At 43.4% G+C, this 5,794-nt stretch carries 4 protein-coding genes and 3 tRNA genes; 3 read left to right on the top strand and 4 right to left on the bottom strand.

Annotated elements, in window-relative coordinates; all coding sequences use genetic code 11:
• Positions 1-517 precede the first annotated feature (517 nt).
• The 3 genes from Q7V32_RS07025 (at position 518) to Q7V32_RS07015 (ending at position 3,791) form a co-directional block, all read left to right on the top strand.
• The gene (locus Q7V32_RS07025) at positions 518-1,036 is read left to right on the top strand and encodes a hypothetical protein (RefSeq protein ID WP_304896268.1); all 519 of its coding nucleotides are present in this window, start codon (positions 518-520) and stop codon (positions 1,034-1,036) included.
• Between the two features lie 77 nt (positions 1,037-1,113).
• Positions 1,114-1,893 carry an outer membrane lipoprotein-sorting protein gene (locus tag Q7V32_RS07020; RefSeq protein ID WP_304896267.1) on the top strand — a complete coding sequence of 260 codons (780 nt, stop codon included), beginning with the start codon at positions 1,114-1,116 and terminating at the stop codon, positions 1,891-1,893.
• 155 nt (positions 1,894-2,048) lie between these two features.
• The gene (locus tag Q7V32_RS07015; protein WP_304896266.1) at positions 2,049-3,791 is read left to right on the top strand and encodes an AMIN domain-containing protein; all 1,743 of its coding nucleotides are present in this window, start codon (positions 2,049-2,051) and stop codon (positions 3,789-3,791) included.
• 42 nt (positions 3,792-3,833) lie between these two features.
• On the opposite strand, the gene Q7V32_RS07010 is transcribed toward Q7V32_RS07015, so the two are convergent.
• From Q7V32_RS07010 to gltX, 4 genes are all read right to left on the bottom strand, one after another.
• Positions 3,834-3,909, bottom strand: a tRNA-Glu gene (locus Q7V32_RS07010).
• Positions 3,910-3,988: 79 nt separating this feature from the next.
• Positions 3,989-4,064 (bottom strand) — tRNA-Glu (locus Q7V32_RS07005).
• Between the two features lie 24 nt (positions 4,065-4,088).
• Positions 4,089-4,164: transfer RNA gene (locus Q7V32_RS07000), tRNA-Ala, on the bottom strand.
• Positions 4,165-4,212: 48 nt separating this feature from the next.
• Positions 4,213-5,616 carry a glutamate--tRNA ligase gene (gltX, locus tag Q7V32_RS06995; protein WP_304896265.1) on the bottom strand — a complete coding sequence of 468 codons (1,404 nt, stop codon included), beginning with the start codon at positions 5,614-5,616 and terminating at the stop codon, positions 4,213-4,215.
• Positions 5,617-5,794: the final 178 nt, after the last annotated feature.

The following is a 5,794-nucleotide window of genomic DNA, read 5'->3' as shown; positions in this document are numbered from 1 at the left end:
AAGCCCAGAAAATCCTGATGCCAGTCTTGAATATCGGTCTGCCCGACGCCTTCATCGAACAAGGCACCCGCGAGGAATTGCTGACTTTATGCGGTCTGGATCAGGCCGGTATTCAGGCGGCTATCGAGCAGTTTTGTGCTTAAAACAGTCATAAGGTGCAGGGAAGCACCTTTCTCGCTCTATAAATTTATGTGCCGCTCAAGCACTTAGTTAAACAACTCTGAACAACCATCCCAATTAGGGCTTGCGTTTTAGTCAAATCAGATTATTCACTTTTTAATAAATCTAAAGCCAGTCGACAAATTCGCCTTTGTGCGGTTTAATGAGACCCAAGTAGAGTGTGTTTCTGATCATTTAAGTTAAACGACAGTCGTAACCCAACAAATGGCCTTCAACTCTTAATCCATAGATTCAAATTATGTATTTTTTGCTTCGAAATGGCTCAACTTCACTATTAAACCGATAACCAGCCTGGCCTACCCTGATAGGGATGGGACAACCAAGTTTGATAATTCCTTTGAGAGTCAAAAAATTAATTAACAAACTGATTGCCGCTAAAGGCGAATCAACCAACCCAAATGACTCGGCCCCATCTTCTGAAGGAGACGCGGCAATGATTAAACGGGTATCTGTCAGGTTTGCGCTCTTTTTTATATTGATTTTCTTTTTTGAAGAGTTGCTGGAACTCGTCATAGAAATATTTGCGCTTTTTTTAGAAATCATCCATCTTTTCATAGAGCTTATTGAGCAACTGCTTGAAGACATTCTCGAACACCTTTTACATACCGACCATCATGAAACCGAAACCATCATTGCTAATGGTGTATTGATCATCGGCTTTGTTGGACTCATTTTATTGGCCCGATACCTTCCCCGACTCTGGCGCCGCATAAAAAGAAAGTTTTTTGCAGTTTGGCTAAACTATAAAAGACAGAAATACTCTAGCTGGCGCGCCCTCACACAATTACAAAAAATTAAATTGGTATCCGCCTACTGTCTAGGCATATCGCTGATCCTAATTTGGCTTACCCTTTAAAAATCGCTTGTTAGCTTTTTGCAACCTGATTTGTTTTTACAAATTAACGTTTCAATTTCATAATCAGAAGGAGTTTTATGAAGACCATAATGATATCGATAGCACTTGGATTTTTGCTAAATCCCTGTTTTGCAAAAACACCGGAAGAAATTGGGCTGGAAATTTCCGAAGAAGTTGTACGCAAAGATACCGGCTGGCTAGACAGCCAGTCTGAGTTAAAAATGATTTTACGAAATCGAAGCGGTGATGAATCAATCAGGCAGCTCAGGATGAATACTCTTGAAGTCAATAGCGATGGTGATAAAAGTCTGACTATATTTGATAGCCCTGCCGATGTTAAAGGTACTGCTTTTTTAAGCTACACTCATGCCCTTGTGCCGGATGATCAATGGCTGTTCTTGCCCGCTCTTAAACGGGTAAAACGAATTTCTTCAAGTAATAAGTCAGGTCCGTTCCTTGGCAGTGAATTTGCATTTGAAGACTTAAATTCGTTTGAAATACCAAAATATAAATATAAGTATCTAAAGGATGAGGCTTTAGATGGCATTGACTGTTTTGTTGTTGAGTTATATCCGCAGTATGAACATAGCGGCTACACCCGTCAGATTTCCTGGATAGACAAGGCACGCTACATTATTCTGAAGGTAGAATATTATGACCGTAAGAACAGCTTATTGAAGACGCTCGAAAATAAAGACTTTAAACTGTATCTGGATCAGTTTTGGCGCCCAAATGAAATGCTGATGACCAATCATCAAAATGGCAAAAGTACCAGTTTGATAACAGAGAATTTAAAATTTAAAACAGGTCTGAGTGAACGCGACTTTGATCAAAATACCTTAAAAAGATCCCGATAGTAAAAACTAATCAGCCAAGCTATGGCTCTGATTTAAAATTATTATTAGCGGTAAGGGTTGCCTTAACCCTGGCTTGATGGATAACACCAGTATTTTTTATGACTCAAAATATACCTGCCACTTTTTTATTTTTTATCCCCTTCTAATTGCATTTTATGAATTATTTCAGAAGTGGTCTTTTAGTTGCCAATCTGCTGTTTTTGACACGCGCTGTTTATGCTCAGAAAGCGGAAATCCTGGATTTTTCTTTCGATGAAGGAGGCGAAACCAGCCAGTGTATACTGAGTTTTTCTTCGATACCTGAATATAATGTATTCATTTTGGATAACCCGCCCAGGCTTGTTATTGACTTGTTTGACGCCAAACCCGCTAACACGCCTATCCAGCCGCCAACGAAACACCCGGCCTTTATAAGATTGAGGTACTCACAAAGAAACAAAACGGATTTCAGGCTGGTACTGGACTTAAACAAACCAGTAAACCAGGACAATCCGGTCACTGCCGTCAATCAATCTGAAAACGGTATGTTAATCGTTCAATTGAATTATCAAGCCCAAAATACAAATATCGAACCGCTTACCCATAAAATGCTCCTACCCCTGAAAATCATTGATACGCCCTCTACTTCGAACGTTAAGATGGATTTGACCCGCTCTTCTGACGAAATTTATAAAGCTGAACCTGTGCCCATATTGGCCTCTAAAACGCCTCTTGGCGCAGGAGATGGCACTGACACACTGTTTTCCAATTGGGAAATATCCGGTTATGTGGGCGCGGAAAATCTGGGTTTTTTTAATGACGGAACAGACAGTCGTCAACACAATAATTACGTCTCAGGCGTTATACAACCCGAAATTTATCGACGCTGGGATAATGACAAACAAAGCTTTACCTTTGTACCTTTCTATCGATACTCTCAACACGATAACCGACGCACACATTTTGATATTCGCGAATTGACTTGGGAAAAAGCGACCGACCGCTGGGAATTACGTGTCGGCTTTCATAAAGTATTCTGGGGCGTGACAGAGGGTATCCATCTGGTTGATATCATCAACCAAACCGATTTCGTTGAAAATACCGACGGTGAGGACAAATTGGGCCAACCCATGATCAATTTTGCCTGGGTTAACGATTTGGGAACTTTGGATTTGTTTTTTCTTACCGGGTTCAGAGAAAGAACATTCCCGGGAATTGAAGGCCGCCTTCGCACTGACCCTATGATTGATATGGGAGAAGCACAATTTGAAAGGCATGGCGCGGAAAAACACTTGGCTTATGCAGCCCGCTGGTCACAAAGCTTCGGTGACTGGGATATAGGCCTGGCCCATTTTCATGGAACGGCACGACAACCGACCATTGTCCCGACTTTTGACACCCAAGGCGAACTCACACAACTGATTCCCTATTATGACTATATCGACCAAACCAGTCTCGACGTGCAAGTAACTCAAGGAAGTTGGCTTTGGAAGCTGGAGTCGCTGGTCAGGTTAGGCCAAGGCTCCGCAATTTTTGCCGCTACCGGTGGTGTCGAATACACTTTTTTTGATTTATTTGAATCAGGACTGGATTTAGGTGTTGTCGTTGAATATATGTATGACAGTCGGGGCTACAACAATATGACAGCGCTAACCCAACAAACCATTTTTCAGGATGATATTTTGACTGCGTTAAGATTTGGCTTCAATGATGTTCAAGATAGCCAAATTCTGGCCGGCGTCATTTTTGACCGGACCCACAATACAAAGCTGTTCAGCGTGGAGGCGAGTCGTAGAATAGGAGACAACTGGAAAGCGGAATTAGAACTTCGTCTCTTTAACGGGATTCCCGCATCAGATCCTGTGTTTATGTTTAAGGACGACGATCACATAAGAGCACAGTTAAGTTATTATTTTTAAATCAGACTCTGCTTAATTGAAAGGGTAAAACAGACAGCCAATTGGCGTCCCCAGGGGGGTTCGAACCCCCGTTACCGCCGTGAAAGGGCGGTGTCCTAGGCCACTAGACGATGGGGACTAAATCAGGTTTAGTCTTTACAACAGCTCGTAGTGCATACTCATTTTTTATAATCCACATTGTCCGAGCAAAAACAATATGGCGTCCCCAGGGGGGTTCGAACCCCCGTTACCGCCGTGAAAGGGCGGTGTCCTAGGCCACTAGACGATGGGGACTAAATCACAGTTAATCAACGGATTTGGTGGAGCCAAGCGGGATCGAACCGCTGACCTCAACACTGCCAGTGTTGCGCTCTCCCAGCTGAGCTATGGCCCCGTCTGTTGAGACCGCGTATTCTACAGAATAAATCGGCCTTGTCCAGAACTAATTTAAGCTTTTAATATAAGCAATAGCCCGCTCTATCCGGGCCACTGTTTTCTGCTTGCCTAAAAGCGATAATGTCGCGTCAATAGCAGGTGAAACCGATGAGCCCATGACGGCTACACGCAGAGGTTGGGCTACTTTTCCTAAATTCAATTGCCTGTCCTCCGCAAAAGCCAGAACAATCTGGTGCAACGCATCAGTGCGCCAATTTTCAACAGAAGTAAAGCCTTCAAGCAGCCCTTGAAGCACATGAACCGCCTCGAGAGTTAAATTCTTTTTGGCCGCTTTTTCATCGTATGTCTCAAATTCTTTGTAAAAATAAACACTGGCTTCAGCCATTTCAACCAGTGTTTTACAGCGCTCCCTTTGGACTTTGACCACTTCAACCAAATCAGGCCCATCGCTAGGGTCAATTTCTTTTTGCCCCATATGCCAGCTTAAATGCCTGGCCACGTGAGCCGGATCTGAGGTCATGATGTAATGATGGTTAAGCCAAACCAGCTTTTCACGATTAAATGAAGAGGCTGAAACATTCACCTGCTTCAAATCAAAGAACTCGACCATTTCATCCAGCGAAAATATTTCCTGATCCCCGTGAGACCATCCCAGCCGGACTAAATAATTCAACAATGCCTCAGGCAGGAATCCGTCATCCCGGTACTGCATGACACTGACAGCCCCGTGTCGTTTGGATAGCCGCGCACCATCCGAACCCAAAATCATCGGTAGATGAGCATATTCGGGCACATTGGCCTTCAATGCCTTAAGAATATTCATCTGTCTGGGCGTATTGTTGATATGGTCGTCGCCTCGAATCACATGCGTTACCCCCATATCCATATCATCAACAACAACGGTCAAATTATACGTTGGGGTTCCATCGGAACGAGCGATGATCAAATCATCCAATTCCTTATTGGCCACGACAATATCCCCTTTGACCAGATCTTTAATGGTCACCGCACCTTCTTCAGGGTTTTTAAATCGTATGACCGTCTCCTGGCCTTCCACAAAATAGCTTTCCTGGCGGCATTTGCCGTTGTACCGGGGCTTTTCTTTGTTAGCCATTTGCTCATTACGTAACTGTTCAAGTTCTTCCTTGGAACAATAACAATAATAGGCGTCGCCTTGATTCAATAATTGTTGAATGACTTCCTTGTACCGATCAAACCGGTGGGTTTGATAAAAAGGGCCTTCGTCGTATTCCAGGCCCAGCCAGGTCATGCCTTCCAGTATGGCATTCACTGATTCCTGAGAAGACCGTTCCAAATCGGTGTCTTCAATTCGTAAAATGAACTTGCCGCCGTGCTTGCGGGCATAGAGCCATGAAAACAAGGCGGTGCGGGCACCGCCAATATGCAAATAACCGGTTGGACTGGGCGCAAATCGTGTTCGTATCGTCATGAGAAATAATTCTTCAGTTAATTTTATTATTTTGTAGGTATCTGCTCACCCCTTCCTATTTTATTGGGTGTAGGTGCTTGATTTCAAAGGACGCATGAATACATCCTTGTAGCTCTCTGCAACATCCCTGTTGCAGAAGCCTTTTCAATCAATCACCTACACCTTCTATTTCAAGCGG

The sequence above is a fragment of the Methylicorpusculum sp. genome (assembly GCF_030651835.1).
Lineage (GTDB): Bacteria > Pseudomonadota > Gammaproteobacteria > Methylococcales > Methylomonadaceae > Methylicorpusculum.
The sequence above is the reverse complement of the archived record's forward strand: the minus strand, read 5'-3'. Positions and strand labels throughout refer to the sequence as shown.